The 347-nt window shown below is 56.2% G+C and carries 1 protein-coding gene; it reads right to left on the bottom strand.

The window, feature by feature from the left end; genetic code table 11:
- A partial coding sequence (locus tag HMPREF2894_RS03890; protein WP_141754526.1) for a DUF6318 family protein occupies positions 1–347 on the bottom strand: 347 nt, incomplete at both ends.

The following is a 347-nucleotide window of genomic DNA, read 5'->3' as shown; positions in this document are numbered from 1 at the left end:
TACTCATTCATTCCCGGCTGCAGAACGGGGTAGGGCACATTCTGGGCTGCATGCTCTTCAGTGGCGGGTACGTACCTGCCGTTGCGTTCGTAGGCGGTGTAGACCATAAACCCCGCTGCGCTTCCACGGTCTACGTAACCAGCATCAAACTTCTCATCAGGTTCTAGAGCGATTAGTGCCCTATCCCATTTAAGAAGACGCATTTTCTGCTTTTCCTCATTGGTGGCGAGGATACCGGCCTGTCGACCGACGATGAGAGCACCGAGGGTGCCCACGCCTGCTACAGCGAGGGCACGACGAGAAAAACGGGGCTTTCGCGACTCTTGCTGGTGAGCAAGTAGCTGACC

It is taken from the genome of Rothia sp. HMSC066G02, assembly GCF_001813145.1.
In the GTDB taxonomy this organism is placed as follows: Bacteria; Actinomycetota; Actinomycetes; order Actinomycetales; family Micrococcaceae; genus Rothia.
Note: the sequence above shows the minus strand (reverse complement) of the source record. Positions and strands in the feature narration are given on the sequence as shown.